This window comes from Arthrobacter sp. KBS0703, from assembly GCF_002008315.2.
GTDB lineage: Bacteria > Actinomycetota > Actinomycetes > Actinomycetales > Micrococcaceae > Arthrobacter.
Genome location: NZ_MVDG02000001.1, coordinates 4,384,267 through 4,410,897, shown reverse-complemented (window position 1 = coordinate 4,410,897; position 26,631 = coordinate 4,384,267). Strand labels below are relative to the sequence as shown.

The window sequence follows — 26,631 nt, the reverse complement described above, 5'->3', positions numbered from 1 at the left end:
TCACGCACGGGCCGCCGCCTTGAACTTCACCACTGCGTCGAGCCCGGGGCCTCCGCCGGCCCGGCCTTCGGCGCCCTGTGCGTTACCGGCCCCCGGTGCGGCGTCGGCCCGCGGCTCCAGCGATGCAACTGCTCCGCTGGCGGCGGCAAGCTGCTGGACGATAGCCAGCCCCAGGCCGCTTCCCGGCGATGTCCCCGGTCCGCGCCAAAAGCGGTTGAAGGCCCGCTGGCGGTCTTCCGCCGAGAGCCCCGGACCCTGGTCGATGACATGCAGTTCAAACCCGGCGGACGCCCCGTCCGGCCTGACAGCCACGCGGATCACCGAGTCCGGCGGCACCACGGCCAGGGCATTGTCGATGAGGTTGTCGATGATCTGTTCGGCTGCCCCCGGCATCGCCGTGATGTTGGCCTCGGCCACGGCCTCCAGCGCGATGCGCACTCCGGTCTCTTCGGCGAGCGCTTCCCACTGCTCCACCCGGCTCCGGGCAACCCCGCTGAGGTCAACCTGCGCCAGCTCCACCTCGCGGCTGTCCGCCCGGCTGAGGAGGAGCAGTCCGTCAATGATCCGCTGCAGCCGGTACGTCTCCTCCAGGGAGTCGGCCACCATGACGCGCGCACCGTCCGGATCGTTGCCAATGGCGTCGACGGCGTTCTCGAGCCGCAGCCTCAGCCCGGTCAGCGGGGTGCGGAGCTGGTGGGACGCATCGCTGGCGAAGCCCCTCTGCAGATGGAGCAGGTGTTCCAGCCTGTCGGCCATGCGGTTGAAGGATCCGGCGAGGGCGCGCAGCTCCGGAGCGCCCTCGTCCTCCTCGGTGCGCGCGGCCAGGTTGCCTTCGGCCAGCAGTTCCGTGGCCTTCTGCAGCCGCTCGATCCTCCGCGTGACGGCGCCGGCCATCAGATAGGCCAGCAAGCCGGCGAGCACCACGGTTGTCGCCGCGACGGCCCACATCACCTGCAGTTGGCCGGCCACCCTGTCGTCCACCACGGACGCCGGGTAGGTCAGGCGGACGGCGCCGGTGATCTTCTCGCCGCTGAGGACCGGAACGGTGACGTACACGAGATCAAAGCCCAGGGTGTCCGAGTGCCGCTGCCCGGAGGTGATCTGCCCGTTCAGCGCGGCGGAAATTTCCGGGCGGGAGATGTAGGAGGCGCCGGTGGAGGATTGATCATCGTCGGAGGTTGCCACGGCGGTGCCGGCGGGATCAACGATCACCACCCTGGCCCCGCTGGCGTGGCCGTAGTCGCGGACGGCGCCTGCCACGTCGGGGGGCAATCCATTGCCCGCCTCAAGGATTTGCCCTGTTCTTCCGCCCAGCAGGAAGGCGTCCCGTTCCAAGGACGTGGTGAGCCTGTCACGTTCAACCCGGGCAAGGTAGTTGCCCAGCGGGATGTCCTGCACCAGCACCACCAGCAGGGTGACCACCATGAAGGCGGCGATCAGGCGCCATCTCATCCGGGAACGTCCAGTCTGAATCCGACGCCGCGCACCGCCTCGATCCAGCGCGGATTCCCGAGCTTCTTGCGGATCGCGGCCACGTGGGCATCCAGGGTCTTGGTGGTTCCGTACCAGGTGCCGTCCCACACCGCGCGCAGGATATCGCTGCGCTGGCACACCGCGCCCGGGTCTTCCGCCAGGTAGTAGAGGAGGTCGAATTCCTTGACGGTCAGGTGGATTTCCGAGCCGTCCACGAGCACTCGCCGGGACCGCTGGTCGATGCTCAGCGGTCCGATGACTCTGGCGCCTTCAGCCGGAGGATGGCCGTCAGCCGCCGGATCAGCCGTGCGCCGCGCGACTGCCCGGATCCTGGCGATGAGCTCCCGCATCCCGAAGGGCTTGACGAGATAGTCGTCCGCTCCCAGCTCCAGGGCCAGCACCCGGTCGATTTCCTCGTCGCGGGCGCTGACAACGATGATCGGAATCAGCGTCAGGGCCCGGATGGCCCGGCAGACGTCTGTGCCGTCCATGTCCGGCAGTCCGAGGTCCAGGAGCACAAAATCCGGGCTGGACGAGCGGACTTCAGCCAAGGCTGCCGCGCCGTCGCCAACGTGGCTAGCTTGGAACCCGGCCCGGGTCAGGCCCTCCAGCACGCCGGCGGCCACTGATTCATCGTCTTCAACAACCAGGATCTGCATACCCGATTATGTTCCTGCAGGGACGGAACCGGCAGGGATTTCCACGGGCCACGCGGATTACTTCCCCAATCTTTGACAATCCTTGGATTTCCGCGGGGCCCATCCTTACCGTCTGCTTCCTACAGTTAAACCATGAGAACAAGATCAGCCCTCGCACTATCCGTTGCAGGGATCCTTGTTACCGGATCCGCCGCCCTCGCCGTGAATACGCAGACCCTCAACAACTCCCCTGCGGGCTCCACCGGCAACGCGAATCAGTTCCTGCTCCCCCAGGATTCGGCAACGTCGCCGGCAACCGATGCGGCCACGAGTCCCAGCCCGGGCCCGACGTCGACGGTGTCTGCCACACCTGATGACAGCCGCACGGCGTCCCCGTCCTCCACCTCCACAGCGGCGCCTTCGCCGTCGGAGGAACCCGGAGACGACAACGGCGGGGCCCGCGAAACCCCGGAGACCGGCGACGACAACGGCGGAGTCCGGGCCACCCCGGAACCCGGAGACGACCACGGCGGCCGCGGGTCCTCGGAGCCGGGCGACAACCATGGCGGGCACGGCAGCGACGACTGAGCTGCCCCGCGGTCATACGCTGTGGCAATCCTTCGCTGATCCTGCGCCGGATTCCCGTCGCGGAGCCGTCGACGTGCCGGACACTGGAAAAGGGGGCTGCCCGGTGACCGGGCGGCCCCTTGTTGGCTCACCCGGAGGGCCGCTCGCGGCCGCCGAGCTTATCTGCCGCCGCCGGAGGCTGCTGTAGTCTCTTGACACCGAAGCGCTCCGTCAGCTTCACTATTACGTATGCTGAAATAACAGTTCCATGATGCGGAAATCAGGATGCCGTATGCATGTTGATTCGTCGGGAAAAGGCCCGGCTCTCCGCATAGCCGTCACCGTGGATGCCAGCACCTGCCTGAGGGATCACCAAGTGAAGCTTGCAGAATTCAATGACGCTGACCGCGCCGCCGCCAGCGCGGTGCTCCGGCCGTGCATAGACGTCCAGCGCTGGGTGGACCAGATCGCCGACGCGCGCCCGTTCGCCTCCGTCGGGGAACTCCTTGACGGCGCCCGCGAGGCCGCCGCACCGTTCACCGCCGACGAAATCGAGGCGGCACTGGCGCACCACCCGCGCATCGGCGAACGTCCCGCCGCACAAACCGCCGAGGCGTCAATGTCTCGCTCGGAACAGTCGGGCGTCGACCCCGCGGACACCGCCGTGGCCGACGCCCTGGCCAGCGGAAACCGCGCCTATGAAGAAAAGTTCGGCCGGGTCTTCCTGATCCGCGCCGCCGGCCGCACCGCCCCAGAAATCCTGGCCGCGCTCAACGAGCGCCTGGCCCACACCGCGGCGCAGGAAGACGCCATTGTTGCCCAGCAGCTGCGTGAAATCGCCCTGCTGCGGCTTGAAGGAGTGATCAGCGAATGAGCGTTTCCCATGTCACCACCCACGTCCTGGACACCGGCGCCGGCCTCCCGGCGGCGGGGGTCGCCGTCGTGCTTTACGCGAACGACGGCGGCAACTGGACACAGCTGGCGGACGGCACCACCGATGCCGACGGCCGCGCGAAGGACCTCGGTCCCGAGCAGCTGGCGCCCGGCAAATACCGCCTGAACTTCGCCACCGGCGCGTACTACGCGCAGCGGGGCACTGCCACGTTCTTTCCGGAAGTGGACCTGGTCTTCGAAGTGACCGGCGCCGAGCACTATCACGTGCCGCTGCTGTTGAGCCCCTTCGCTTACTCCACCTACCGCGGAAGCTGAAAGGAACAACCATGAGGCTGATGCGTATAGGCCCGGCAGGCACCGAGATCCCCGTGATCCTGGACGACGAAGGCCAGGCGTATGACCTCCGGCCGGTCACCGCGGACATCGACGGCGGTTTCCTCGAGACGTGGGCCGGCCAGCTCGGCGAACTGGACCTGTCCGGACTTCCCCGGCTGACCACCGAGGGCAGGCGCATCGGCGCCCCGATCGCCCGGCCGGGTGCCGTGATCGGCGTCGGACTGAACTACGCGGCGCACGCCGCCGAATCCGGCCTTCCCGTGCCGGAGCGGCCCATCATTTTCTTCAAGCACCCCAACACGGTGGTGGGACCGGACGACGACGTCGTGATCCCGCCCGGAGCGCAGCGGGTGGACTGGGAGGTGGAGCTTGGCGTGGTGATCGGCCGGCGGGCCAGCTATCTGGCGTCCGACGCCGATGCCGCCGCCTGCATCGCGGGTTTCGTGCTTTCCAACGATGTCTCCGAGCGCGAATACCAGCTCGAACACTCCGGGCCGCAGTGGTCACTGGGGAAATCCTGCCCCACGTTCAACCCGGTGGGCCCGTGGCTCGTGCCCGCCGAGGACGTTGATGCCGGCAACATCCGGCTGGCGTCGTGGGTCAACGACGAAACCCGGCAGGACAGCTCGACGGCGGACATGGTGTTCGGTCCCGCCGATCTGGTCCGCCGCCTCTCGCAGTACATGGTGCTGGAACCCGGCGACCTCATCACCACCGGCACGCCCGAAGGGGTGGCGCTGTCCGGCCGCTTCCCGTACCTCAAGGCCGGCGACGTCATGCGGATGTCCGGCGGCGAGCTCCTCGGCGAGCAGCGGCAGCGGCTCGTGGCCGCAGGATGACAGTAGGCTAGATGCCATGGCTTCTGACGATCACCCCACGCCTGAACGGCGCGAAATCACCGTGCGCCGGGCACCCAAGTATGTTCCGTTCCTGATCCTGGGCGGGATTGTGGGCATTGCCGTGGCGGCGGTCATTGCGTACGCGCTTCCCGGCGACGCCAGCTACGACCCCGGCGCCGTTTTCGGCTTCTTCATGGTGCTGTGCGGCGCCGGCGGTGTGATCCTCGGCGCAATTGCGGCGCTGGCCCTGGACCGGCTGAGCGTCAAGCGGGCGCGGCAGGCCGTCGTCGAGGCCGCTCCCGAGCCGGAACAGGCCCTGCCTGCCGCGGAACCGGACACTTCCCGGGAGCGGGCGGCGGATGACGGCGGCGAACCCGGCCTCCGGTCATAAACCGGCGGCCGGAAGTTCCATACCCGATCACGTGAGATAATCGACCAGTGGCACGCGGCGATGGAAAACTTTCTCATGATCTTCTCCCTGGCGAAAAAGGCCCTCAGGACGCTTGCGGCGTCTTCGGGGTCTGGGCACCAGGTGAAGAAGTAGCAAAACTCACCTATTACGGGCTGTATGCACTGCAGCACCGCGGTCAGGAGTCGGCTGGTATTGCCACCAGCGACGGCCAGCGGATCAACGTCTACAAGGACATGGGCCTCGTATCCCAGGTCTTCGACGAGACCACGCTGAACACCCTGACCGGGCACCTGGCTGTGGGCCACTGCCGCTACTCCACCACCGGAGCAAGCCATTGGGCCAACGCCCAGCCCACGCTTGGAGCCACCGCCACCGGCACCGTGGCCCTGGCGCACAACGGCAACCTGACCAACACTGCCGAGCTCAACGCCATGATCACGGAGCGCAACGGCGGCCAGCTCAGCGGCGAGATGAAACAGGGCAACACCTCTGACACCGCCCTCGTCACGGCCCTGCTCGAGGGCGAAGAGGGCAAGACCCTCGAACAGACCGCCATCGAGCTGCTGCCCAAGATCCGCGGCGGCTTCTGCTTCGTGTTCATGGACGAAGGCACGCTCTACGCGGCCCGCGACACCTTCGGTATCCGCCCGCTGGTCCTCGGCCGGCTGGAGCGCGGCTGGGTGGTGGCCTCCGAACAGTCCGCACTGGCCACCGTGGGCGCCAGCTTCATCCGGGAGATCGAACCCGGCGAATTCATCGCGATCGATGAGCAGGGCGTGCGGTCCCAGCGCTTCGCGGAGCCGACGCCGGCCGGTTGCGTTTTCGAGTACGTCTACCTCGCGCGTCCCGACGCCGCGATCGCCGGGCGGTCCGTGTACGAATCCCGCGTGGAGATGGGCCGCCAGCTGGCCCGCGAAAACACCCAGGAAGCCGACATCGTCATCCCTGTCCCCGAGTCCGGCACCCCGGCTGCGGTGGGCTACGCCGAGGAATCCGGCATCCCGTTCGCGCACGGCTTCGTCAAGAACTCCTACGTGGGCCGCACGTTCATCCAGCCCTCGCAGACGCTCCGCCAGCTGGGCATCCGGCTCAAGCTGAACGCCTTGGAATCCGTCATCCGCGGCAAGCGCGTGGTGGTGGTGGACGACTCGATCGTGCGCGGCAACACCCAGCGCGCCATCGTCCGGATGCTCCGCGAAGCGGGCGCCGCAAGCGTCCACATCAAGATTTCCTCCCCGCCGGTCAAATGGCCCTGCTTCTACGGCATCGACTTCGCCTCCCGCGCGGAACTGATCGCCAACGGCGCCACCATCGATGAGATCACCCAGGCCATCGGCGCCGATTCGCTGGCGTACATCTCCGAGGACGGCATGATCGAGGCCACCCGGCAGCCCCGCGAACGGCTCTGCACCGCCTGCTTCACGGGCAAGTACCCCATCGAGCTCCCCGGCTCGGACAAGCTCGGCAAGAACCTGCTGGAACGCACGGACCTCGGCGGCCTCCCGGCGTCGGCGCCGCCGCGTCCGCCCCTGCCGCGTCCGCCCCTGCTGCGGCCGGCGCCGGTCTCGCCTCCGCGGAACCTGCGCACGTCTCACCCGGGAACCCGGAAGACATCCCCGTCACCGAGGACCCGGCGGAGAAGCCCGGCGCCACCGGCTGCGATCCGGGGCCGGATTCCGAGTTCGAGAACCTGCTCACCGACGCCGACCGCGTTCCCGACGTCCACCACGACGCTGCCACCGTCGGCGCTGATAAGAAAGAGTCCGTATGACTTCCGCATCCCCCACTGCTGACATGAATGCCGCCCAGAACAACGCCGGCATCACCTACGCGTCCGCGGGTGTCGACGTCGAAGCGGGCGACCGCGCCGTCGAGCTCATGAAGGGCGCCGTCAAGGCGACCCACAACGCATCGGTGATCGGGGGTGTCGGCGGGTTCGCCGGCCTGTACGACGTCTCGAAGCTCCTGACCTACAAGCGGCCCCTGCTGGCCACCTCCACGGACGGCGTGGGCACCAAGGTTGCCATCGCCCAGGCCATGGACATCCACGACACCATCGGCTTCGACCTCGTGGGCATGGTGGTGGACGACATCGTGGTGGTGGGCGCCGAGCCGCTGTTCATGACCGACTACATCGCCTGCGGCAAGGTGGTTCCCGAGCGCATCGCGGACATCGTCCGCGGCATCGCGGCCGCGTGCTCCGTGGCCGGCACCGCGCTCGTGGGCGGGGAAACCGCGGAACACCCCGGCCTGCTGGGCGAGCACGAATACGACGTCGCCGGCGCTGCCACCGGCGTTGTTGAAGCCGACGCACTGCTGGGACCGGACCGTGTCCGTGCCGGCGATGTGGTGATCGGCATGGCTTCCTCCGGCCTGCACTCCAACGGCTACTCGCTGGTCCGCCGCGTCATCAACCACGCCGGCTGGGCCCTCGACCGCCAGGTCTCCGAACTCGGCCGCACGCTGGGCGAGGAACTGCTGGAACCCACCCGCGTCTACGCCGCTGACTGCCTCGACCTCGCCCGCGCGTTCCCCGTATCGGGTGACCGGGCCGTCCACGGCTTCAGCCACGTCACCGGCGGCGGGCTGGCCGCCAACCTGGCCCGCGTCCTGCCGCAGGGCCTCGTGGCGACGGTTGACCGCTCCACCTGGGAGCTGCCGGCCATCTTCAAGCTGGTCTCGGAGCTCGGCCGCGTCCCGCTGGCAGACCTCGAGCGCACGCTCAACCTCGGCGTGGGCATGGTGGCCATCGTCTCCGCGGACGCGGCGGACGCCGCCGTGGCACGCCTGAACGATCGTGGCCTGCCGTCCTGGATCATGGGCGCCGTCAGCGCCGACTCCGACTCCGTCCTCAAGACCGGGCCGGACTACGTCCAGGGCGCCAAGGGCGTGGACGGCGGCGCCGTCCAGATGGTCAACACCTACGCCTAAGTTCGTCGTCGAGCGCTCCGGAACTAGACCTCCAGGACGCTGAAGACGCCGCCCTGCGGGTCCTTCAGCGTGGCGATGGTTCCGCCGTCGTCGACGAACTCGGGCTCGATCAGCACTTCGGCGCCGGCTGCGACGGCGGCGAGCACGGCCTCGGACACGCTGGACACGCCGAAATAGACCTGCCACCCCAGCTCCTCCTCCGGGCCTGAGTCCTCATCCGGTCCTGCCTCGTCATCCGGCGACGGCTCCTCATCCCGCGACGGAGCCGGGACGACCCCGGCCACTTCGGCGCCGTCCACCATCAGCGTGGTGTACGTGCCGCCGTCGTCCTGCGGATATTCGGTCACGCCGTGGCCGAACAGCCGCTGGAAAAATCCGACGGCGGCCGCCGGCTCGGGCGTCACGAGCTCGGCCCAGGAGAACGCGCCGGGCTCGCCGTACCGCCCGCTGCCCGGATGGGTTCCGGCCTGCCAGACGCCGGTGGCGCCGCCGCCGGGTGGCTCCACGAACACCATGGTTCCGGTGTCCGCGACTTCCTCCGGCCCGAACTGCAGCGTGCCGCCGGCGTGCGGCGCCTCTTCGGCGATGGCGCGGGCGTCGTCGGCGGCGAGGTAGACGTTCCACTGGGCGGGTGCGGAGGCCGCTTCCTGGTCCGGGGGCTGCGGCGCGATGACCGCCACGAGGTCATCGTCCAGGAAGGCCTTCGCGTAGCTGCGCCCGTCCGGCGTCGGGAGGTCCTCGTAGCGCCAGCCGAACACCGCGGCATAGAAGGACTTCGCGGCCGCCACATCGGGGGTCTGAACGTCTGTCCAGCACACCTCCCCGTGGTTGTACCCGTTGCGCTGGACCATGCCGCTCATTCCTTCCGTTGGACAGACATCCCTAACAGGCTAGACGTGCACAGGCCGTCCGGTGAAGGCCACGAGCCGCTCCGGGCTGCTCGAAGACACCAGGGCACTAAAAAACCCGCCGGGCATGCCAATGGCTGGCATGCCCGGCGGGCGTAATAGTTGTGCGGGACCCCGGACTCGGGAGGCTAGCCTCCGGAATTCAGGGAGCAAGAAAAAACGGGTGCCTGAAAAGAACGACGCACACAGGTACGACGGCGGCATTCAGCCGAGTGCCTTACGGCACGTTCAGGCTGGAACGACTAACCGATCCGACGGGTGTCTACTTCGTCGTCGTCTTCGTCCAAATCGTCCGCGTACTTATCCACGTAGGCTGAATAGTCCGGTTCGACCGGTTCATTAGCGAAATGGCTCGTTGCACGACTTCCCGGACCCGTCAGCTCACGCTGAAGGGCCGAATAGTCAGTGTTCGGGGAGTAGTACTTGATGTCCCGAGCCTGCTTGGTAGCTTTTGCCTTTTGACGGCCGCGCCCCATGGCGTGACCCCCTTTTGTACTTGGACCGGAGGTGGTCACCTTGGCTATCGGTGAGGCCCCGGAATGTTTGGTCAATTTGTCGTAACCCTAGATTACATGCTTTCGGCGGCAACTGCTCGCCAGCCGGGCGCCGGCCGGGCCGGTGTCGCGGCCGCAACCGCGGCAATCAGGGGGTCGCATGGAATTTTTTCTTCGGTAGAGTCTCCTGATCAGTACCTCCCGCAAACCGACTACTCAATGCCGAGAACGCCAGGAAGGGGTGCCGCCCCCATTGATTGAAAACCATCAGACCATTCCACCCCCTCCATCAAAGCCGCCACGGGTCACATCCCGGACGGCGCGCCTTCTCACGGCGAACGTCAGGCAGTCCCTGGTCAAAGCCGGGTTCGTGGCCGTGTTGCTGGCCGTGGGCGGCCTGCTCATCTGGCTGCTGACCTCGCTGCTGGCTACGGCCACGCTGCAGTCCGCGAACCAGCCCGGGACGCCCCAGGAAACGGCTTCCCCTGCCGCGCCGTCCGCGACCCCCCGGCCCAGCCTTCCCGTGAAGGGAGTGAGTCCGCTGGATTTCCGCGTGGGTGACTGCTTCAAGGACTTCGATCCCGAGGCGATCGAGTCCACGGTGGTGGCGTGCGGCACGGATCATTCCGCCCAACTCGTGGCTGCCCACCGTTACGAGGCCGCGGACAGCTACCCCGGCGGCGAAGCCATGAAAGCCAAGGCTCGGGAGGCCTGCCAGTCGGCGGCGCTGACCGACAAATCCAACGCCTACGACCTGACCTACCGGCTTGCCTACCCCAGCACCGCGAGCTGGGGCCAGGGCGACCGCCGCGTGGACTGCTACGTCACCTCGGCGGCCGGCAACATCATCAAGTCCAGCCTGCTCCCGTAGCTAGCCCTTCCGGCGGATCGAGAGTCCGCTCCCGGCGGGAGTGCCGCCGTCGGGCCCCACGAGGGCCTCGAGCCCCTCAATGGTGAGCTCGTCGACGTCGGCCGCGGTGTCCACAAGCACGGTGTCGCCGTCGGCGATTTCGCCGGCCAGGATGGCCTTGGCCAGCCGGTCGCCGATTTCGCGCTGCACCAGGCGGCGCAGCGGCCGGGCGCCGTAGGCCGGGTCAAAGCCGGACATCGCCAGCCAGGCGCGGGCGCCGTCGGTCACCTCGAGCGAGAGCCGCCGTTCGCGCAGCCGCCGGGACAGCTCTGCCACCTGGAGCTCCACGATCCTGGCGAGCTCGTCCACCGTGAGGGCGTCGAACAGCACCACCTCGTCAAGCCGGTTCAGGAACTCCGGCTTGAAGGACGCCTGCACGGTGGCCATCACCGCATTCCGCTTGGCCTCCGGGTCCAGGGTGGGGTCCACCAGGAACTGGCTTCCCAGGTTGGATGTGAGCACCAGAATGGCGTTGCGGAAGTCCACGGTGCGGCCCTGGCCGTCGGTGAGGCGGCCGTCGTCGAGCACCTGCAGGAGGATATCGAAAACTTCCGGGTGGGCCTTCTCCACCTCGTCGAGCAGCACCACCGAGTAGGGCCTGCGGCGGACGGCCTCGGTCAGCTGGCCGCCTTCCTCGTAGCCGACGTAGCCCGGAGGCGCCCCCACCAGCCGCGCGACGGAGTGCTTCTCGCCGTACTCGGACATGTCGATCCTGACCATGGCGTGTTCGTCGTCGAAGAGGAAATCAGCCAGGGCCTTGGCGAGCTCTGTCTTGCCGACGCCCGTGGGTCCGAGGAACAGGAACGATCCGGTGGGCCGGTTGGGATCGCTGATTCCGGCGCGGGCCCGGCGAACGGCGTCGGACACGGTGGTCACGGCCTTGGACTGGCCGATCAGCCGCTTGCCGAGTTCCTCCTCCATGTGCAGCAGCTTCTGGCTTTCACCCTGCAGCATCCGCCCGGCGGGAATGCCCGTCCAGGCCGAGATGACCTCGGCAATGTCATCCGCCGTGACTTCCTCAGCCACCATGAGCTCGGGCTTTGCGGCTCCGCTGGCTTCGCGGGCCGATTCCTCTTCCGCGGCGGCGTTGAGCTCGCGCTCCAGCGCCGGCAGCTCGCCGTACAGGATCCGCGATGCCGCTTCGAGGTCGCCTTCGCGCTGGTACTTGTCCGCCGCTGAGCGCAGTTCGTCCAGCCGGGCCTTCAGCTCACCCACGCGGTTGAGGCCGGCCTTCTCCGCCTCCCAGCGGGCGTTGAGGGCGGCGAGGGCTTCCTTCTTGTCAGCCATGTCTGCGCGCAGCACGGCCAGGCGCTCCACCGAGGCGGCGTCCGTCTCTCCGTCCAGGGCCAGTTCCTCCATGGTGAGGCGGTCCACGGCCCGGCGCAGCTGGTCGATTTCCTCCGGCGCCGAGTCGATCTCCATGCGCAGCCGGGAGGCGGCCTCGTCCACGAGGTCGATCGCTTTGTCCGGCAGCTGCCTTCCGGAAATGTAGCGGTTGGACAGCGTGGCGGCGGCGACGAGGGCGGAGTCGGCTATGGCCACCTTGTGGTGCGCTTCGTAGCGCTCCTTGAGGCCGCGGAGGATGCCGATGGTGTCGTCCACGCTGGGCTCGCCGACGTAGACCTGCTGGAAGCGGCGCTCCAGGGCGGGGTCCTTCTCGATGTTCTCGCGGTACTCATCCAGGGTGGTGGCACCGATCAGGCGGAGCTCGCCGCGGGCCAGCATGGGCTTGAGCATGTTGCCGGCATCCATGGAGCTCTCCCCCGTGGCGCCCGCCCCCACCACGGTGTGGATCTCGTCGATGAACGTGACGATCTGGCCGTCCGAGTTCTTGATTTCCTCCAGTACCGCCTTGAGCCGCTCCTCGAACTCACCGCGGTACTTGGCACCCGCCACCATGGAGGCCAGGTCCAGCGCGATCAGGGTCTTGCCGCGCAGGCTTTCGGGCACGTCGCCGGCCACGATCCGCTGCGCCAGGCCTTCGACGACGGCTGTCTTGCCCACGCCGGGCTCGCCGATGATCACCGGGTTGTTCTTGGTACGGCGGCTCAGCACCTGGATGATCCGCCGGATCTCGGTGTCCCGGCCGATGACGGGGTCCAGCCTGCCGGCACGGGCCATGGACGTCAGGTCCGTGCCGAACTTTTCGAGCGCCTGGAAAGTGTTTTCCGGATCCGCGCTCGTCACCTTGCGGTCGCCGCGGACACCCGGCAGGGCGGCGAGCAGCGCCTCATGGGAGGCACCGGCGTCGCGCATCAGCTTTCCCGCCCCGCCGCTGCCGGCCGAGAGGCCAAGCAGCAGGTGCTCCGTGGAGACGAAGGAATCACCAAGCTTGTCCGCCTCGTTCTGGGCGTTCTGGATGGCCTGGAGGGCGGTGCGGGACAGCTGCGCCTGCTGCACGGAGCTCCCCGAACTGGCCGGGAGTGCCTTGATGGCGGTGCTCGCCTGCACGCTGACGGCATCCGGATCCGCGCCGGTGGCACGGAGAAGAGCGACGGCGACCCCCTCCCGCTGATCCATCAGCGCCTTGAGCAGATGGGCCGGCTCCACTTGCGGATTGCCGGCCGTGGAGGCATTCATGGCTGCAGCCGAAAGAGCCTCCTGGCTCTTGGTGGTGAATTTGACGTCCAAAGCGAGCTCCTTCCGGAAGGTGAAATACTTAGGTTGAGTCTACAACGCTCAACTTTGGCTCTAGGCGCTCTCTGCCCGAGTTTGCCCACAGCGAAAACAGGCTGCCAGGAGCAAGTGAACTTCCGGCGAACCACTGCCTCTGAACTGTATCCCCAGCATCCGAATCCCCCTAGGATCGGACCTGTGACCGGGACCGATGGTTCCAACGGCACGTTCAAAAGGAGCACCCGAAATGACGAAGTTCGTAGTCCTTTACAACGCACCGCAGTCCGCACAGTCGCAGATGGCGGAGAGCTCCCCCGAAGCCGCCCAGGAGGGCATGAAGGCCTGGATGGAGTGGGCAGCCAGGGCCGGCGACGGCATCGTGGACATGGGGAACCCGCTCGGCGCAGGCAAGGAGGTCACGGCCGCCGGAACCAGTGACACCAACACCCAGGTTGGCGGGTACGGAATCCTCCAGGCCGACGACATGGACGGCGCCCTGGCGCTGCTGGAGGGCCACCCCCACCTGATGATGCCGGGCGCGAGCATCCAGGTCTACGAGGCACTCGACATCCCCGGCATGTAAGGCCACGCAGCCGCGGAAAGCAAAAATAAACCGGCGGGCGGCTCCCCCAAGGCGCCGCCCGCCGGTTGCCTGCGTCCCGGGTGCACTAGGAGCCCGGGACCCCGGAAACGCTGGTGATCCAGCTCAGGTTCCGCGCAACGGACGCGTGGTCGTTGGTGTAGCCCGTGTAGTCGGAGGGGTTCTGCGCCGGCAGGATGCTGGACGTGGACAGCACGCCCGTGAGCTTGCCGTTGACGATCAGCGGGCCTCCCGAATCACCGTTGAGGGTGTGGCCGGTTCGGGACCGCGTCGTGACGGTCGGACCGCCGGAAGGGTCGGAGCCCTGCCCCGTAACGGTGACGTCGGCGGCTTTCAGGAAGTAGGACATGGCGCCGGAACCTTCGGACTGGTAGCCCCAGCCATAGACCTTGGCGGCCTCTCCGCTCGCGGGGAAGGAACCGGACAGGCCCACATAGGTCCCGTAGTGCGGGGCGGACAGCTTCAGCAGCAGAACGTCTCCCATTGGCGAGGCGTAGCGCGCGGCCACCGTCCGCACGGTCCCGCCGCTTTGCAGATACGTGGAACCGAGGCGCACGGACCGCAGGCTCGTGGAGTTGCAGTGCTTGGCGGTGATGACCCAGCTGGCCGAGATCTGGCTGCCGGCACAGCCCACCCTGGTGCCGGCGGCATCGAACGAAACCTGGGCCGCGAAGGGCGCTGCAGAGACGGATGTGGTGCTGCCTCCGGCGATGTTCTTGTGGACTGTACTGTCCTCTGCCGGGGCGGCGGTGGCGCTGTTAGCGGGCATCAGCAGCAGCGCGGCGGCGGCCGCAGCGGCGAGCAGTTTGGCGATCTTCATTGCGGCGACTCCTTCGTTCCACGGCGCAAACGGTTCACCTGAGACACTACGGTGCAGTTACAGTAGTTGTCATATTTAGTGACTAAAGCTGTCACAAATTCGAGGGCGTCACGCCGGTGTTGGGGCTATGGTCTTGCCCTCCGAACTGGCATTAGTCTGAGGGCCTAGGAGTAAGCCTGCCTTGCCCGGCGCCTGGCCCGCGGCATCAGGTTCCGTTCTGTGATGTGAGGGATCATGACTGGACCGTCGAGACCCCGGAGGTGGTCCGGCGTCGTTCCGGCAGCCCTTGTGGCCGCGGCTCTGCTGCTGGCCGGCTGCCAACCCGGACCGCCTCAGCCGCCGCCGTCGAGCCCGCCGGTGTCGTCCGCTTCGCCCGGCACGTCCAGTCCCCCGGCAACCTCCAGTCCCTCGGCAACGGCCACGTCCTCCGACCCGGCGGCAGCCACGGCCCACTTCACGGCACAGGGCGACGTGGGAGTCAGCACCGGCGCCAGGAAAGTCCTGGACACCATCGCCGGACTCCGGCCGCAGCTGAACCTGGGGCTCGGGGACTACTCCTACGAGGCCGGGATCGAGCAGGAATTCTGCGACATGGTCACCGGCAAACTGGGCACCGATTTCCCCTATCAGGTGGTCACCGGAAACCATGAAAGCGACGGCCACGACGGCGACATCGCCAACATCGCCAGGTGCCTGCCGAACAGGCTGCCCGGCCTCCAGGGCGAGTACGGAACGCAGTGGTACCTGGATTATCCGGAGCAAAAACCCTTGGTGCGGTTCATCATGGTGTCTCCTGGCATCGATTTCCATGACGGAAACCCTTTGGATTACTCGCGGAACAGCGAGCGCTGGAAATGGACCGCTGACGCCCTCGACGGTGCGAAGTCGCGGAACATTCCCTGGACGGTGGTGGGAATGCACACCCCCTGCCTCAGCGTGGGCAAATACGACTGCCAGGCCGGGCAGGACTTTACCAACATGCTGATGGAGAAGAGGGCGGACCTGGTGCTGACGGGTCATGACCACATGTACCAGCGCAGCCACCAGCTGGGCGGCGGCGTCGGGTGTCCCGCCCTGGTGCCCGACACCTTCTCCAGTGGCTGCATCACCGATTCCGACGCCAGCATGGTCCAGGGCGCGGGAACCGTTTTTGCGACCGTGGGAACAGGCGGAGTGGGGCTCTACGACGTGCGTGATGACGATTCCGAAGCCAGATACTTCGCCGCCTGGTCCGGCCGGAACCGTGACCCTGCCCTGGGCACCCTGGACGTGAAGGCCACCGCAGACCGGCTTGCGGCCAGATTTGTCCCCGCAGAGGGTTACACGTTCACCGACGCCTTCAGCATCGAACGGAAGTAGCCCCGTCAGCGGCAGGTAGGTCCGCCTGGTCCGGACGGGTCAGCCCTTCGTCCAGATGGCGATCCAGTCGAGGTAGACGTGCCCGGTCGTCGTCGGCGCCGGGCAGACCGGCAGGCACGATTCGGTCTGCAGGATGTAGTGCATGGGCGTGTTCGGAACCTTGCTGGTTCCGGCTCCCAGCGAAACACCGTCCAGGAAGAATTCGACCTTCCCGGGGCTCCACTCCATGGTGGCGACGTGCCACGTGGTGAACAGGGCGTAGGACCTGATCAGGTCGGACTCATGCGGGTTGTTGCTGCGGTGGTGCACGGCTCCGTAGAAAGATGTGGCGAGGTCACCTTCGGGGTAGTCGATCTCCCCGTCCCTCGGCCACACGCCGCTGTCCGGCCACAACAGCCACGCCGTTTTGAAACCCGGAAGGGCATCCCCCTTGAACCGGACTGAGATCCTGCCGTAGAGCAGGCTGTTGGCACGGTGCGGATTGGAGCTGTTGTTCGGAATCTTGGGCGTGGGCGCGGCGCCCATGGAGATGCCCTTCTCCGTATGGAGGAACCAGTCCAGCATTCCGTTTTTGACGCTGAGCACTTTGGTCGGGTAATAGCGGGAGTTCTTCCCCGTTTGACCGGCCGTGTCCGGAATCCCGTCCTTGTACCCCGCGCTCCAATTGGCCTCGTACGCCGGGCCGGGAAAAGCACCGATGGGAACATCGCCGGCGTTGAAATCCTCCCGGAAGACCTGTTTCCATCCGGGCAGGTCGCCCACCGGCAGCTTGGCCGTGAGCGGATTGATCGGGGGCACAGTGAGATGTGTATAAGAGACAGGGCGGGGCGGCAGGAGCGGCGGCGGGAGGCGCCGCGCTGGCGGCCGGTTCCGCTGGGGCCGCGGGGGGCGCGGAGCGGGTTGGCAGAAGGCTGTCTCTTATACACATCTAGATGTGTATAAGAGACAGGGGCAGAGGAAGGGGCCGTCGTGGTGGGCGGGTCCACGGGCGGCAGCTCTCCGAGCGGCAGCCTCTGCGCTTCCTTGGCGACAGGCCCGCAGGCGGCCAGCATCGCCACCGTGGCGAGCACTGCCATATGCCGGAGGCCCGGGCGGCGGCGGGGAATGTCGGGACGGCTCCCGCGCTCAGAGAAACCCATGGGGACAGTGTGACACCAGAGACTACCTGTCACCAAGGTTCTGTCGACCCCCAAAACTGGGGCGCCTTCAAGGAACCCCAAGCTTTTTACAAGTTGCTGAATCGAACATGTACGAGGGGGAGTGCAAGCAAGTTGCCACTACCGCAGCAGCGAGCGCTTTGGTCTACCTCCGGGTTGATAGCCGGGAGGGCTGCTGTGGTGGCAAAAGCAAACAACTCCATGAGTGGTGAGGCTAGTGACCATCCCTATACTTGTTTCTAATCTGCGCGCACCGGATTCGGTGCCGCCCCCTGTGGCCTCCGTCAGCGTGGTGATCCCCACCCTGAACGAAGCCATGAACCTCCCTTGGGTCCTTCGCCGCATGCCCTCATATGTGGACGAAGTAGTCATTGTTGACGGGCGTTCCCTTGACAGCACCGTCGACGTTGCCCGCGCCCTCCGCCTCGACGTGGTCGTCGTTTCGGAGCCCCACGCCGGCAAGGGCGTGGCTGTCCGGGCCGGATTCGCAGCCGCTTCCGGTGACATCATCGTCATGCTCGACGCTGACGGGAGCATGGACCCCCAGGAGATCGGCTGGTTTGTCTCGCCGCTCCAGCACGAGTTCGACTTCGTCAAAGGCTCGCGCTACGTCACGGGCGGAGGCTCGGACGACATCACCCTGCTGCGCAGCGCCGGCAACAGGGCACTGACCGGGCTGGCCAACCTCGTGCTCCACAGCAACTACTCGGACCTGTGCTATGGCTACATTGCAATGCGCCGCGAATGCCTCGAGATCCTGGAGCTGGAATCGGACGGCTTTGAAATCGAGACGGAGCTGATCGTCCGGGCCTCCCGGGCGGGGCTTCGGATTGCCGAGGTTCCGAGCAACGAACTCACAAGGATCTCCGGCAACTCGAACCTCCATACGTTCCGCGACGGGTGGCGGGTGCTGCGGACCCTGGCCCGCGAATGCATCGGGTGGGACGCGCCCACGGCCGGCGCCCGTGCAGAAGCCCTGCGGCGCGTGAAATACAAGTACCCCAACATCTCCCTTCCGCACGTCCCGACCGATCCCCAGACGGTCCTGGGACTCATGGCGGGTGAATGACATGTATCACTCCGAGGGACTGCCTGCCGTTTCCGTGGTGATCTGCTCCTACACGGAAGACCGCTGGGACATGCTGATGACCGCCGTCGAATCCGTCCGCGCCCAAACGGTGCCGCCCCAGCAAACGATCGTCGTGGTCGACTACAACATGGACCTCTACAAGAGGCTCATCTTCACGGTTTCCGATGTGGTGATCCTGGAAAATACCGGCCCCAAGGGCCTGTCCGGCGCCCGCAATACCGGAGCGGCCGCCGCCACGGCAGGCATCGTAGCCTTCCTCGACGACGACGCCGAGGCCGCACCGGACTGGCTGGAACGGCTGACCGCACTGTATGACGACCACGATGTCCTGGCCGTCGGCGGACGCGTTGTGCCGATGTGGGAAACGCAACGCCCCGCGCACTTCGCCGAAGAGCTCGACTGGATCGTCGGCTGCTCGTACCGCGGCATGCCCAAGGTCGCGGCAGAGGTTCGCAACGTCATCGGCGCCAACATGTCCTTCCGCTCCGAGGTCCTGGACGTCGTCGGCGGATTCAACACCTCACTCGGCCGCCAGAATTCCCTGCCGCTCGGCTGCGAGGAGACGGAGATCTGCATCAGGGCGGTCATCGGTTCGCCCGGCGGCCGCGTGGTGTACGAACCTGCGGCCCTGGTGCGCCACTTCGTTCCTGTCCAGCGGGGCACGCTGAGCTACATGTTGCGCCGCTCCTGGTCCGAAGGCATGTCGAAGGCCCAGGTCAGCAAGATCGTGGGGCATAAGAGGGCGCTCGGAGCCGAACGCCGGTATGTCCGCAGGATGTTGCCGCGCGCAGTGGCCTCGGGCATCCTGGACCAGCTCCGGGGGAAGGATCCCGCCGGTTTCAGCAGGGCCCTGACCGTCATCGCGGTACTCGCAGTGACAACGTTCGGATACCTGCGGGGACGCAGCCTTCCGACCGAGCCGGCAAGCCCGGCAGCCGGACCACACGCGCCACACGCCAGCTGGAGGGAAATCAACTGATGCACACTTATCTGAACCCCATCCCCACCCACAACGCCGGAACAGCCGGATTGCGCCGGTCATGAGCCAGTCCGAAAAAGACGTGATGAAGGAGTCCGTCCCTTCAACGGGTGCCAGCTTCGACGTCCACGGCCTCGTGGGCATCGATGTGGCCCCCGGCACGCCCGGCGAATCGCAGCTGCGGGATATGCTCGCTCCGTTCCTGGGCGGATCCAGCGCACCGCTGCGGCTGCACATCAGCAGAGAAACGACGGCGGTGGCAAACCAGTCACACGCCGAGGACGCATACCGTTTCACGGCGGACTCCCTCTACCTACCCGCCGACCGCGTGCACATCATCGAGACCCGGGACGGTTACGCCATCCAAGGCAGCGGCGAACTGCTGACGGCCGTCATCCCGCTGCTTGACCGGCTCTGCATCAGGGAAAACGCAGCCATGGTCCATGCCGCGGTGGTGGACTACCGCGGTTCCGGCGTCCTGCTGCCCGCGTGGGGCGGAGTCGGCAAGACCAGCACGGTCGCCAAGCTCACTGCGATTCCGGGCGTGCGGTTCATGGCCGATGACTGGGCCTTCCTCGACGCTGACGGCAGGCTCATGGGCTACGCGAAACCGATGTTCCTCAAGCCCCATCACCGGACCATCTACCCGGACGTCTTCAGCGGCGCCCGGAAGCCCCTGGCGCCGGGCTGGCTCACGAATTCCGTGGCCAAGCTGGCGACGGCAGTCCATCCGGTGATCGTCAGGTATCCCAAGACCGCGGCGTTCACCCGCCGCTGGTCGCCGGAACACCGGATGGTCCATCCGGAAGAAGTCTTCGGAACGGACCGCATCTCATCCGGGGCTCTGACCCGGCTGGCGATCTTCCTGGAACGGTACGACGGCTCCGACGCACGGCACGAGATGCGCAGCCCTGAATGGATGACCTCCCGCATCGTGGGGAACTTCCATTCGGAACTGCCCATGGTCTCGCGCAGGCTCATCGAGGCCCTGGGTGCCACCGGGCTCGTCCCCCTCGAGGAATTCTTCAGCCAGAAGGCGGCTGTGGTGCGGAGGGCCCTGGATGGGGTCCCGTGCTCCCTCCTGCGGATCCCCGCCTCGTGGTCCGCGGACCGGACCTCGGATTACGTGGCCAACCTGATCAGTTCGACGCTGGAGGAATGAGATGCGGGGCCACGTGAGCGATCTTGAGGTGTCGGTGGTGGTTCCCGCGCGCAATGCGGCGAGCTGGCTGCGCGAGTGCCTGGAGTCCATCCGCAGCGAGAGGCCCCGGGAAATCATCGTCGTGGACGGCTGCTCGACTGACGCCACTGCCGAGATCGCACGCTCACTCGGTGCCCGGGTCATTTCCGACGAAGGCCGCGGCCTCCCCGCGGCCAGGATGCTCGGCGTCCAGAGCGCCAGCTGCGATCTCGTGGCGCTCATCGATGCGGACGTGGTGGTTCCGCCGGGTGCCCTGGGCGGACTCCTGGACGAATTCAAGGTCTGCGGCTACGACGGACTTCAGTTCGGGCTTGTCAGTGAGAGCGACGGTCCGGGCTACTGGGGCGCGGCCCTGGCCTGGCACCACAACCACAGCCGCGTCCGTTCGTGGTTCGGGGTCTGTGCCACGCTCATGCGCAGAAAGGTGCTGCTGTCCGTCGCTTTCGACGACACCTTCCGCTCGGGCGAGGACATCGAGCTGAGGATACGGCTCGAAGAGGCCGGTTACCGGCTGGGCGTCTCCAGCACGACTGCCGTGCGCCACAGGTTCGCCGACACGTTCGATGCCGCCCGCGACCAGTGGGTCCAGGACGGCGCCGGAATGGCCCGCACCATCCGCAAGCACCCCGCCCGCGCCGGCTGGATGCTGGCATTGCCGCTGTTGGCCACCGTCCGGGGAACGGGCCTTTCCCTGCTGCACGCGCCGCGATTCCTTCCCTATTGGGCAGGCTTCATGCTCTATAACTACGGCTCCATGTTCGGCGAGATCCTGCGCCCACGCGGTGCCGGGCTGTCCGTGAGCGGCAACGCTGCCTGGCTGACGGCGGCCAGGGTAGCCCCCATGATGACGGGCTTCCTGTTCTGGGCTCTCGCGGCGCTCATGCTGCCGCCCGAGCAAATCGGCATGGGATCCGCCGTGGTGGCCGCTGCGCTGCTGACGGTTCAGTTGGGGATGCTCGGTGTCGGGCCGGCGACACTCACCCTCCTCCCCGGGCAGTCCGACGGCGGACGCCGCCTGATTGCCAGCAGCCTGCTGACCGTGGGCGTCTCCACCGTCGTGGGGGCCGGTGCCATGGCAGCCGTGACGTTCGCGCTGGGGTCGGGCGTCGGCCGGGCCTGGAACGATCCCCTCGTCACGGGCATTTTCATAGCGACGGCCGTATTTGCCGCCGCCGCCTACCAACTGGACCATGTGGGAGTCGCGCAGGAGCGCGCCGACCGCGCCCTGGTCCGGAGCCTCGTGCAAAGCCTGGTGCAGCTCGCCGCGATGGGCGTGGCGCTGGCCGCCGGGCTCCGCGAACTGACGGTGGTGGTGGGTGCCGTGGCTGCCGGAGCCCTGGCCAGCGTGTTCGTGGGACTGCGCCAGCTCCGCCGTGCCGGCGTCTCGCCGGACTGGAGGGGCGGGCTCCGGCCCGGTCCCGCCGTCGCACTGCTGAAGCCGGGACTTCCGAACCACGCCCTGATGCTGGCGGACCGCGCCCCCGGCTATCTGCTTCCGCTGATCGTTGCCGCCACGCTCGGGCCGGCCTCAACGGCCTCCTGGTACATCGTGTGGATGATGGCATCCGCCGTCTTCTTCGTCCCGCAGTCCGCCGGATTCTCGCTGCAGACCGCGCTGGCCGGCACCAGGCCAAAAACAGGCATGGTGTCCTCGGCACTCAGGGCCAGCCTGGCCCTCACGCTCGCGGCCGGCGCCATCCTGCTCGTGGCAGGTCCCTTCCTTCTGGGCGTCCTTGGTCCGCAGTACTCGTCGGCCTGGATCTTGCTGCCCGTCCTGGTGCCGGCGTTGCTGCTGAGCTGCGTGACCCAGGTCTACTTCGGCATTTGCCGCGCCCGCGGGCGCCTCGTTGAAGCCACGGCCGTGGCTGTCCTCGCTGCCGTCCTGGTGGTGGCGCCCGCCGCGTTCACTGCCCAGGAGTTCGGCCTCACCGGCGTGTCCGCGCTGTGGTCCGCTGCCCAGGCCGCGGCCGCGCTGATCGCAGTCTTCCGCCTCAGAAAGCTGAGCTTAGCCCTGTCCGCAGCTGACCCCGTCGAGGTCCAGCCAGCGGCACTCAACCAGTCGACTGGAATCGAGAAACCATGACACCCGAACCCACGTCGTCCGCACCGACGACACCACTGTCACCCGCACCCCACCGTCACGCCGACACGACGCACGGCGGTGCCAAGCACGACGGGCGTCATGACGGCAAGCATGGCGACACCAAGCATGCCGAAATCAAGCATGCCGGCGCCAAGCACGGCGGCACCCAGCCTCCCGCCGTCGTCCGTCATGAATCGTCGCGTCCCTGGCAGCTTGCCGCTCTGGCCGGGCTTGCAGCCGTGGCCCTGGCGCTGGGAATCTGGAGCCTGCTGAGCGTGGATCCCGCGCGGATCGGCGGGACGGGGCTCGTCGAGGCACTTCCGCCCGCCTACTACGTTGCCCTCGCACTCAGCCTGGCAGGATTCGTGGCCAGCCTGAATCTGCGCCGGTACACACCGACGTTGCTGGCCGGCCAGGTCATGGTCCTCGTGGTTATCCTGCATGCCGCGGATCCCATCATCCACGGCCTGCCCCGCCTCGAGGCCAGCTACCGGCACCTCGGCATTGCCGACCACATCGCCAAGTCCGGCCAGCTGGACACGAATCTTGACGCGTACTTCAACTGGCCCGGCTTCTTCGACCTCCTGGGGCTCGTGTCCGGCGCCACCGGAGTCCGGGACCTGATGGGTGTTGCAACGTGGGCGCCGCTGGGAATCAACCTGCTGCTGATGGCCCCGCTGCTGGCACTGGCAACGCGGCTGACGTCGCAGCCGCGGCAGGCGTGGGCGGGGGTCTGGATCTTCTTCCTGACCAGCTGGGTCGGGCAGGACTACCTGTCCCCGCAGGCGTACGCCTTCCTGCTGCTCGTCACCCTGCTCGCCTGTCTCCTGAGCGTCTTCAGCGGATGGGCCTGGCCCACCGGCAGCAAGCCGTTCACAAGGTCACTGGCCCACACCGTGGCCAAACTTGACCCCACCGTGCCCCATCAGGGCATGGCAAGCCCTCCCCCGGCGGACGCTGCCGTCCTGCTGGTGGTCTGCGCCGGGTTCCTCCTGGCCATGACGGCGTCCCACCAGCTCACCCCCTTCGCGGTGATCCCCATCCTGGCCCTCTTCGTCCTGACAGGCCGGCTCCGGCTGCGCTACCTGCCCATCCTCGCCGCGGTCCTGCCGATCGGCTGGCTGGTGTTCGCGGCCTCTGCGTACTTCGAGGGTCATCTGTCCCAGCTGTTCGGATCGTTCGGCGACGTCCAGGCCAACACCCTCGGCGCCGTAACACAACGCGTGAACGGCAGCGAGGCCCACGTGCTGGTGGTCTACACGCGGCTTGCCGAGGTGGCGCTGGTCTGGGTCCTGGCCGCAGTGGGGGCTTTCATGGCCCACCGGCGGCGGACCGCGTGGCTCACTGCCGCGGTGGGAGCGCTGGCCCCGCTGGCCCTGATTCCCGGGCAGCCATACGGCGGCGAACTGCTTCTTCGCCTGTACCTTTTCAGCCTGCCGTTCGCTGCCTGCCTGGCCGTACTCATCCTGATCCCGGACAGGCAGGGCGCGCCCGGCTGGAAACGGATCATTGCCCTGCTGATGCTGGGATCTGTTCTGGCCGGCGCCACCGTGGTGACCCGCTACGGCAATGACAGCATGGAGAAGTTCACGCCGGAAGAAATCTCGCTGGTCAACAAGCTCTACGCGACAGCCCCGACAGGATCAATCCTCATCGAGGCAGTGCGCAACACCCCGTGGCAGTTCCAGAAATACGCCGAGTACGACTACCGGGAGCTTCTGGCGGCCCAGCCACGGCCCGACGCCGCCCCGCTGACGTGCGATGCAACCAACAGAATTGCACAGCGGTCAGGCGCCTACCTGATCATCACAACAAGCCAAAAACGGGCGGCTGAACTTCTCGAAACGACGCCCCCCGGGGACCTTGACCACTTCATTGCAACGTGCGGCGCCAGCCCCGGCTGGACGAAAGTGTTCGATGAGGCCGGCGGCGTGGTCTTCCACATCAAAGGAGCAGGCAATGGCATTTGATAGAAAGTACGTGACGTATGCGGTGGGCGGCATTGCCATCGCCGCCATACCGCTCTCCTTCTTCGGGCCGGAGGGCCTGAGGCTCTTGGTGATCGGGCTGCTGATCCTGGCAGGCCCCGGCACAGCCCTGGTCATGCTTCTTCGGTTCGGGCCGCCGGACAGTCCCGAGGCACGCGGCACCCTCCCGCTGGCTGTGTCCATTGCCGTGGCTTCCAGCCTCGCGCTCGCCACCATCATCTCCACGGCCATGGTCTTTTCGCGGATCTGGTCGCCGCCGGCGGCGGTGTGCCTCCTGTCGCTGATCACCCTGGGACTACTGGCGCTCGGCGTCCAGCGCTCCCGCGACTCCCTGGCAGGTGCGCGATGATCATCTTCCTGACAGGATTTGCCACCGTCGTGGCATTGGTTACGTGTGATGCCTTGCGCATAGTTCGGCCGGACGCCCCGCTGCCGAAAGCCGCGGTTTACACCGCTGCGGCCCTCCTTTCCCTCATCTGCGTCTCGCTCCTGGCCAAGCTCATCCAGCTGCTGTAATGGCGTTTCGCTCCTGGCATGGCCTGCCCGGCCGCTCCGCCGGGACCGGCCCACCGGCCGGTTACCAAAGACACAAAACAAGATAGTGAGGACTACCAAATGAGCAAGTTGAAGAAACTGGGCACAGCAGGTGCCGTCGGCGTGATGTTGTCCGGTGGACTGATCTTCGCCTCGTCACAGGCCGCCAACGCGGTCACGTGCAACCCCAACACAACGGCACCAACCAGCACGCTGGCCGGAACGAACGTGGTGGCCGCCACGAGCTTCGAAGGTTCCATTGTTCCCTTCGTCAAGACCACCGCGGGAACCGGAACGGCCAACATCTCCTCCTCACAGCACCAGAAGGGGCTGTGCTCCGTCAAACTCCATGTGACCGCCGACTCCGGATCTATCGCCAAAATGTCGGCATCCCTGAGCTCGGGCACCAAGACAGCAAGCGCCGACGGCTGGTTCAACATCACCACCGCAGGCGTGGCCGGAAACGATGTCCCGTACCTTCGGTTCTTCTCAGGCGGCAACCGGATCGCGGACATCTACCGCTACAACAGCAACGGGCAGCTCTGGCTGCGCGTCACCAACCCGGGCGGGACGACTTTCACCTACACCAAGCTGAAGTCCTCCAGCATCCCGTTGAACACCTGGCACCATGCCCAAATGACGGTGACCGCCAACGGCAGCCAGTCAACAATCAAGGTGTGGTTCGACGGCGCAGCCGAGTATTCCAGCAGTGTCGTCAACCTCGGCGTCTCGAGCCTGAGCGCAGTGCAGCTGGGTGCCGAGCACGCCCGCCAGATGGGAGACGAATACATCGACGACGTCGTCGTCAGGGCGTCGTAGTACGTCCCGCGCGAATTCCAGAACGGCAGGCGGCGGGCAGGCCGCCTGCCGGGAACCCCAGGGGCCCGGGGACTAGACTTCCTGCATGGCCGTTTACCTGGATCCGCCTCTCTGGCCTGCGCACGGAACACACTTTTCGCACCTGATTTCGGACGCCTCACTGGCAGAACTGCACGCGTTTGCCGCCGCGGCTGAGATCCCGGAGCGGGCGTTCGACGGCGACCACTACGATGTGCCCGAGCGCCGCTACGATGCGCTCGTAGCGGCGGGCGCCATTCCCGTGGAGGCCCGGATCCTGGTCCGGAAGCTGATCGCCAGCGGACTCAGGATCCCCGCCCGCGAGCGCAACACATCGCTGAAGACCCCGTTGCTCAACCGCTGGAACACGGTGATGGCCGGCCACGATGCCCTGTTCCTGGACCTTCTTGACCGCTGGAGCGAGAGCCACCGCCGGTATCACGGCTGCACGCACCTGCTGGCGGTGCTCGAGGCGCTGGACCTGCTCACCGAACCCGCAGAACCCCCGCGCACCGTGGTTCTCGCGGCCTGGTTCCACGACGCCGTCTACCGCGGCGCCGCCGGCCTGGACGAGGAGGAGTCGGCCCGCCTCGCCGAGCTCAGGCTCACCGAGGCCGGACTCCCCGCCGGGGACGTTGCGGAGGTGGCACGGCTGGTCCGCCTGACGTCTGACCACCGGCCTCCGGCAGGGGACGACGACGGCGCCCTCCTCTGCGACGCGGACCTGTCGGTTCTCGGCGGCGAACCGGAGCCCTACGCCAGGTACGTGGCCGCCGTCCGCGAAGACTACGCGCTGTCTCTTATACAAAGGCGACGCCGACTTCGCGGCGGCCGGGCCGCCGTCGTGCGCGGGCTGCTGGAACTCGACCCGCTGTTCCACAGCCGCCGTGCCCGCGAGTTGTGGCTGGAAGCGGCGCGGCGGAACCTCCGGGGCGAACTCGAGTCAGCCGGCCAGTGACGGCCT

27 protein-coding genes and 1 pseudogene are annotated in these 26,631 nt (G+C 67.1%); 20 read left to right on the top strand and 8 right to left on the bottom strand.

Annotated elements, in window-relative coordinates; all coding sequences use genetic code 11:
* Positions 1-1,452, bottom strand: coding sequence for an ATP-binding protein (locus tag B1A87_RS20460; RefSeq protein ID WP_260681003.1), 1,452 nt, complete (start codon positions 1,450-1,452; stop codon positions 1-3).
* Complete coding sequence (locus B1A87_RS20455; RefSeq protein WP_078027061.1) at positions 1,449-2,132, bottom strand: response regulator transcription factor; 684 nt, start codon at positions 2,130-2,132, stop codon at positions 1,449-1,451. Before B1A87_RS20455 ends, B1A87_RS20460 begins: the two co-directional genes overlap by 4 nt.
* Before the next feature lie 132 nt (positions 2,133-2,264).
* Between B1A87_RS20455 and B1A87_RS20450 the strand changes: the two genes are divergently transcribed.
* The 7 genes and pseudogenes from B1A87_RS20450 (at position 2,265) to purM (ending at position 8,090) form a co-directional block, all read left to right on the top strand.
* Positions 2,265-2,699 (top strand): hypothetical protein, encoded by a 435-nt coding sequence (locus B1A87_RS20450; protein WP_139362702.1) that lies wholly within the window; start codon positions 2,265-2,267, stop codon positions 2,697-2,699.
* A gap of 355 nt (positions 2,700-3,054) precedes the next feature.
* A complete protein-coding gene (uraD, locus tag B1A87_RS20445) occupies positions 3,055-3,552 on the top strand; it encodes a 2-oxo-4-hydroxy-4-carboxy-5-ureidoimidazoline decarboxylase (protein ID WP_078027106.1) in 498 nt (165 codons plus the stop codon).
* Positions 3,549-3,887 (top strand): hydroxyisourate hydrolase, encoded by a 339-nt coding sequence (gene uraH / locus B1A87_RS20440; protein WP_078027059.1) that lies wholly within the window; start codon positions 3,549-3,551, stop codon positions 3,885-3,887. Before uraD ends, uraH begins: the two co-directional genes overlap by 4 nt.
* Before the next feature lie 11 nt (positions 3,888-3,898).
* Complete coding sequence (locus B1A87_RS20435) at positions 3,899-4,747, top strand: fumarylacetoacetate hydrolase family protein (RefSeq protein WP_078027058.1); 849 nt, start codon at positions 3,899-3,901, stop codon at positions 4,745-4,747.
* Between the two features lie 16 nt (positions 4,748-4,763).
* Entirely contained in the window at positions 4,764-5,138 is a 375-nt protein-coding gene (locus B1A87_RS20430; RefSeq protein ID WP_078027057.1) for a hypothetical protein, read from the top strand.
* Between the two features lie 47 nt (positions 5,139-5,185).
* A pseudogene (gene purF / locus B1A87_RS20425) lies at positions 5,186-6,930 on the top strand (amidophosphoribosyltransferase).
* Positions 6,927-8,090, top strand: a complete 1,164-nt coding sequence (gene purM, locus B1A87_RS20420; RefSeq protein ID WP_078027055.1) for a phosphoribosylformylglycinamidine cyclo-ligase — start codon at positions 6,927-6,929, stop codon at positions 8,088-8,090. Before purF ends, purM begins: the two are co-directional and overlap by 4 nt.
* Before the next feature lie 23 nt (positions 8,091-8,113).
* Here purM and B1A87_RS20415 read toward each other — a convergent pair whose 3' ends face one another.
* Positions 8,114-8,941, bottom strand: coding sequence for a VOC family protein (locus tag B1A87_RS20415; protein ID WP_078027054.1), 828 nt, complete (start codon positions 8,939-8,941; stop codon positions 8,114-8,116).
* Between the two features lie 299 nt (positions 8,942-9,240).
* On the bottom strand, positions 9,241-9,474 hold the full coding sequence (locus B1A87_RS20410; protein ID WP_056624544.1) for a DUF3073 domain-containing protein: 234 nt from the start codon (positions 9,472-9,474) through the stop codon (positions 9,241-9,243).
* Positions 9,475-9,862: 388 nt separating this feature from the next.
* Here B1A87_RS20410 and B1A87_RS20405 point away from each other — a divergent pair, with 388 nt between their 5' ends.
* Positions 9,863-10,363 (top strand): septum formation family protein, encoded by a 501-nt coding sequence (locus B1A87_RS20405; RefSeq protein WP_260681002.1) that lies wholly within the window; start codon positions 9,863-9,865, stop codon positions 10,361-10,363.
* Here the strand turns inward: B1A87_RS20405 and clpB are convergent, their stop codons facing one another.
* Positions 10,364-13,033 carry an ATP-dependent chaperone ClpB gene (gene clpB, locus B1A87_RS20400; protein WP_078027052.1) on the bottom strand — a complete coding sequence of 890 codons (2,670 nt, stop codon included), beginning with the start codon at positions 13,031-13,033 and terminating at the stop codon, positions 10,364-10,366.
* Positions 13,034-13,265: 232 nt separating this feature from the next.
* Here clpB and B1A87_RS20395 point away from each other — a divergent pair, with 232 nt between their 5' ends.
* The gene (locus tag B1A87_RS20395) at positions 13,266-13,601 is read left to right on the top strand and encodes a YciI family protein (RefSeq protein WP_185982380.1); all 336 of its coding nucleotides are present in this window, start codon (positions 13,266-13,268) and stop codon (positions 13,599-13,601) included.
* Between the two features lie 85 nt (positions 13,602-13,686).
* Here B1A87_RS20395 and B1A87_RS20390 read toward each other — a convergent pair whose 3' ends face one another.
* Together B1A87_RS20390 and B1A87_RS24355 are read right to left on the bottom strand one after the other, a co-directional pair.
* The gene (locus tag B1A87_RS20390; RefSeq protein ID WP_078027050.1) at positions 13,687-14,439 is read right to left on the bottom strand and encodes a trypsin-like serine protease; all 753 of its coding nucleotides are present in this window, start codon (positions 14,437-14,439) and stop codon (positions 13,687-13,689) included.
* A 332-nt stretch (positions 14,440-14,771) separates the two neighbouring features.
* Entirely contained in the window at positions 14,772-14,897 is a 126-nt protein-coding gene (locus B1A87_RS24355) for a hypothetical protein (protein ID WP_260681001.1), read from the bottom strand.
* A 13-nt stretch (positions 14,898-14,910) separates the two neighbouring features.
* Between B1A87_RS24355 and B1A87_RS20385 the strand changes: the two genes are divergently transcribed.
* A complete protein-coding gene (locus tag B1A87_RS20385; protein WP_078027049.1) occupies positions 14,911-15,798 on the top strand; it encodes a metallophosphoesterase in 888 nt (295 codons plus the stop codon).
* Between the two features lie 39 nt (positions 15,799-15,837).
* On the opposite strand, the gene B1A87_RS20380 is transcribed toward B1A87_RS20385, so the two are convergent.
* Positions 15,838-16,596, bottom strand: a complete 759-nt coding sequence (locus tag B1A87_RS20380) for a glycoside hydrolase family 16 protein (RefSeq protein ID WP_260681000.1) — start codon at positions 16,594-16,596, stop codon at positions 15,838-15,840.
* Positions 16,597-16,602: 6 nt separating this feature from the next.
* Between B1A87_RS20380 and B1A87_RS23160 the strand changes: the two genes are divergently transcribed.
* From B1A87_RS23160 to B1A87_RS20340, 10 genes are all read left to right on the top strand, one after another.
* Positions 16,603-16,740, top strand: a complete 138-nt coding sequence (locus B1A87_RS23160) for a hypothetical protein (protein ID WP_185982379.1) — start codon at positions 16,603-16,605, stop codon at positions 16,738-16,740.
* 489 nt (positions 16,741-17,229) lie between these two features.
* Positions 17,230-18,024 (top strand): glycosyltransferase family 2 protein, encoded by a 795-nt coding sequence (locus B1A87_RS20375; RefSeq protein WP_260680999.1) that lies wholly within the window; start codon positions 17,230-17,232, stop codon positions 18,022-18,024.
* A 1-nt stretch (position 18,025) separates the two neighbouring features.
* Positions 18,026-19,024: a glycosyltransferase family 2 protein gene (locus tag B1A87_RS20370; RefSeq protein WP_078027047.1), complete on the top strand. Its 999-nt coding sequence runs from the start codon at positions 18,026-18,028 to the stop codon at positions 19,022-19,024.
* 61 nt (positions 19,025-19,085) lie between these two features.
* Positions 19,086-20,186: a hypothetical protein gene (locus B1A87_RS20365; protein WP_078027046.1), complete on the top strand. Its 1,101-nt coding sequence runs from the start codon at positions 19,086-19,088 to the stop codon at positions 20,184-20,186.
* A gap of 13 nt (positions 20,187-20,199) precedes the next feature.
* Positions 20,200-22,308, top strand: a complete 2,109-nt coding sequence (locus tag B1A87_RS20360; protein WP_260680998.1) for a glycosyltransferase — start codon at positions 20,200-20,202, stop codon at positions 22,306-22,308.
* A complete protein-coding gene (locus tag B1A87_RS20355; RefSeq protein ID WP_260680997.1) occupies positions 22,305-24,278 on the top strand; it encodes a hypothetical protein in 1,974 nt (657 codons plus the stop codon). The genes B1A87_RS20360 and B1A87_RS20355 overlap by 4 nt, the downstream gene beginning before the upstream one ends.
* Positions 24,268-24,645: a hypothetical protein gene (locus B1A87_RS20350; RefSeq protein ID WP_078027044.1), complete on the top strand. Its 378-nt coding sequence runs from the start codon at positions 24,268-24,270 to the stop codon at positions 24,643-24,645. The genes B1A87_RS20355 and B1A87_RS20350 overlap by 11 nt, the downstream gene beginning before the upstream one ends.
* Complete coding sequence (locus tag B1A87_RS23155) at positions 24,642-24,812, top strand: hypothetical protein (protein ID WP_185982378.1); 171 nt, start codon at positions 24,642-24,644, stop codon at positions 24,810-24,812. The genes B1A87_RS20350 and B1A87_RS23155 overlap by 4 nt, the downstream gene beginning before the upstream one ends.
* A gap of 99 nt (positions 24,813-24,911) precedes the next feature.
* Positions 24,912-25,649, top strand: coding sequence for a LamG-like jellyroll fold domain-containing protein (locus B1A87_RS20345; RefSeq protein ID WP_078027043.1), 738 nt, complete (start codon positions 24,912-24,914; stop codon positions 25,647-25,649).
* A gap of 85 nt (positions 25,650-25,734) precedes the next feature.
* Entirely contained in the window at positions 25,735-26,625 is an 891-nt protein-coding gene (locus B1A87_RS20340) for a DUF4031 domain-containing protein (RefSeq protein ID WP_144275903.1), read from the top strand.
* Positions 26,626-26,631: the final 6 nt, after the last annotated feature.

What these genes read in the sequence shown, in the direction of transcription:
- B1A87_RS20430 (WP_078027057.1), top strand. Translation starts at nt 4,764, where the DNA reads ATGGCTTCTGACGATCACCCCACGCCTGAACGGCGCGAAATCACCGTG.
- B1A87_RS20365 (WP_078027046.1), top strand. Translation starts at nt 19,086, where the DNA reads ATGAGCCAGTCCGAAAAAGACGTGATGAAGGAGTCCGTCCCTTCAACG.
- B1A87_RS20370 (WP_078027047.1), top strand. Translation starts at nt 18,026, where the DNA reads ATGTATCACTCCGAGGGACTGCCTGCCGTTTCCGTGGTGATCTGCTCC.
- B1A87_RS20350 (WP_078027044.1), top strand. Translation starts at nt 24,268, where the DNA reads ATGGCATTTGATAGAAAGTACGTGACGTATGCGGTGGGCGGCATTGCC.
- B1A87_RS20460 (WP_260681003.1), bottom strand. Translation starts at nt 1,452, where the DNA reads ATGAGATGGCGCCTGATCGCCGCCTTCATGGTGGTCACCCTGCTGGTG.
- purM (WP_078027055.1), top strand. Translation starts at nt 6,927, where the DNA reads ATGACTTCCGCATCCCCCACTGCTGACATGAATGCCGCCCAGAACAAC.
- B1A87_RS20450 (WP_139362702.1), top strand. Translation starts at nt 2,265, where the DNA reads ATGAGAACAAGATCAGCCCTCGCACTATCCGTTGCAGGGATCCTTGTT.
- B1A87_RS20395 (WP_185982380.1), top strand. Translation starts at nt 13,266, where the DNA reads ATGACGAAGTTCGTAGTCCTTTACAACGCACCGCAGTCCGCACAGTCG.
- B1A87_RS20415 (WP_078027054.1), bottom strand. Translation starts at nt 8,941, where the DNA reads ATGGTCCAGCGCAACGGGTACAACCACGGGGAGGTGTGCTGGACAGAC.
- B1A87_RS20455 (WP_078027061.1), bottom strand. Translation starts at nt 2,132, where the DNA reads ATGCAGATCCTGGTTGTTGAAGACGATGAATCAGTGGCCGCCGGCGTG.
- uraH (WP_078027059.1), top strand. Translation starts at nt 3,549, where the DNA reads ATGAGCGTTTCCCATGTCACCACCCACGTCCTGGACACCGGCGCCGGC.
- B1A87_RS20345 (WP_078027043.1), top strand. Translation starts at nt 24,912, where the DNA reads ATGAGCAAGTTGAAGAAACTGGGCACAGCAGGTGCCGTCGGCGTGATG.
- B1A87_RS23155 (WP_185982378.1), top strand. Translation starts at nt 24,642, where the DNA reads ATGATCATCTTCCTGACAGGATTTGCCACCGTCGTGGCATTGGTTACG.
- B1A87_RS20435 (WP_078027058.1), top strand. Translation starts at nt 3,899, where the DNA reads ATGAGGCTGATGCGTATAGGCCCGGCAGGCACCGAGATCCCCGTGATC.
- B1A87_RS20410 (WP_056624544.1), bottom strand. Translation starts at nt 9,474, where the DNA reads ATGGGGCGCGGCCGTCAAAAGGCAAAAGCTACCAAGCAGGCTCGGGAC.
- B1A87_RS23160 (WP_185982379.1), top strand. Translation starts at nt 16,603, where the DNA reads ATGTGTATAAGAGACAGGGCGGGGCGGCAGGAGCGGCGGCGGGAGGCG.
- B1A87_RS20355 (WP_260680997.1), top strand. Translation starts at nt 22,305, where the DNA reads ATGACACCCGAACCCACGTCGTCCGCACCGACGACACCACTGTCACCC.
- B1A87_RS20390 (WP_078027050.1), bottom strand. Translation starts at nt 14,439, where the DNA reads ATGAAGATCGCCAAACTGCTCGCCGCTGCGGCCGCCGCCGCGCTGCTG.
- B1A87_RS20340 (WP_144275903.1), top strand. Translation starts at nt 25,735, where the DNA reads ATGGCCGTTTACCTGGATCCGCCTCTCTGGCCTGCGCACGGAACACAC.